Raw genomic sequence first — 1,293 nt, 5'->3', positions numbered from 1 at the left:
TGAAGTTGCCCCGGTTTCGTGGAGTTCCACCCGCTGTGCGAAAAGGGTCCCACGATGCCGAAGTCACGTCCCCCATACCCGCCGGAGTTCCGTGAGCGGGTCGTCGAGCTGTTGAAAGCCGGCCGCTCCGGAAAGAGCCTCGCACGAGAGTTCGGCTGCACCGAGCAGAGCATCCGCAACTGGAAGAAGCAGTTGGAGGGTAGTGGCCGTAGCGCTCCCAGCAGCAACGGCGAGAGCAGGCCAGCTCCGAGGGCGAGCAGTGCCGCCTCGGACGAGCGCGCCGAACTCGAGCGGCTGCGGCGCGAGGTGCGGGTGCTGCGTGAGGAGCGTGACATCCTAAAAAAAGCTGCGGCCTGGTTCGCGCAGGAATCCGTGGCGACGCCCAAGCGGCGTACCGACTCGTGAAGGCGAACCAGGCCGTCCACAGCATCACGACGCTCTGTCGTGTCCTGGAGGTGTCCGAGAGCGGCTACCACGCATGGCGGACGCGCCTGCCCTCGAAGCGCGCGGTCGCGGACGCGGGCCTCAGCAAGCGCATTCGCGCCATCCACGCGATGAGCGACGGCACCTACGGCGTGCCGCGCATCCACGCCGAACTCGCGGCAGAGGGCGTGCACATCGGCCGCAAGCGTGTCGCCCGTCTCATGCGGGCAGCGCACCTTGAGGGCGTCAGCCGCCGCAGGTGGTGCGTCACCACGACGCGCGACGAGCGCGCACGCCCTGCGCCCGACCTGGTCGACCGCAACTTCGCGGCCCCTGGACCCGACCACCTCTGGGTGGCTGACATCACGTACATTCCGACGCACGCCGGTTTCCTCTACCTCGCCGTCGTGCTTGACGCATGGAGCCGTAAAGTCGTCGGTTGGGCCATGGCTGGCCACCTCAAGACGGAGCTCGTCGTGCAGGCACTCGACATGGCTGTGGGGCAGCGTCAGCCCCAAAGCGTCGTGCACCACAGCGACCAAGGGACGCAGTACACCTCGATTGGCTTCGGGCTTCGGTGCAAGGAAGCCGGCGTGCGCCCATCCATGGGCAGCGTCGGCGACGCGTACGACAACGCGATGTGTGAAAGCTTCTTCGCCACGCTCGAGTGCGAACTGCTCGCACGCCGCCGCTTCACGTCTCACGCCGAGGCGCGGATGGCCGTCTTCCGCTTCATCGAGGGCTGGTACAATCCGCTCCGGCGCCACTCCGCGCTCGACTACGAGTCACCCGCTGGTTACGAGAAGAAGCACCGCGCTGCCGCTTGAGGGCGAAAGCGCGGAACGCTCTGCGGAACCGGAGCAACTTCAG

Annotated in this window: 1 protein-coding gene; it reads left to right on the top strand. The window is 67.1% G+C overall.

The window, feature by feature from the left end; translation table 11 throughout:
- Nucleotides 1-54 precede the first annotated feature (54 nt).
- Nucleotides 55-1,250 (top strand): IS3-like element ISMxa1 family transposase gene (locus tag FMQ63_RS37105; RefSeq protein ID WP_086009332.1). Its coding sequence is split into 2 segments (ribosomal slippage): nucleotides 55-337 and nucleotides 337-1,250, totalling 1,197 coding nucleotides; the frame shifts between segments, so codons are not numbered across the junction.
- Nucleotides 1,251-1,293: the final 43 nt, after the last annotated feature.

The sequence above is a fragment of the Myxococcus sp. CA005 genome, assembly GCF_006518205.1.
Taxonomy (GTDB): Bacteria; Myxococcota; Myxococcia; order Myxococcales; family Myxococcaceae; genus Myxococcus; species Myxococcus xanthus.
Note: the sequence above shows the minus strand (reverse complement) of the source record. Positions and strands in the feature narration are given on the sequence as shown.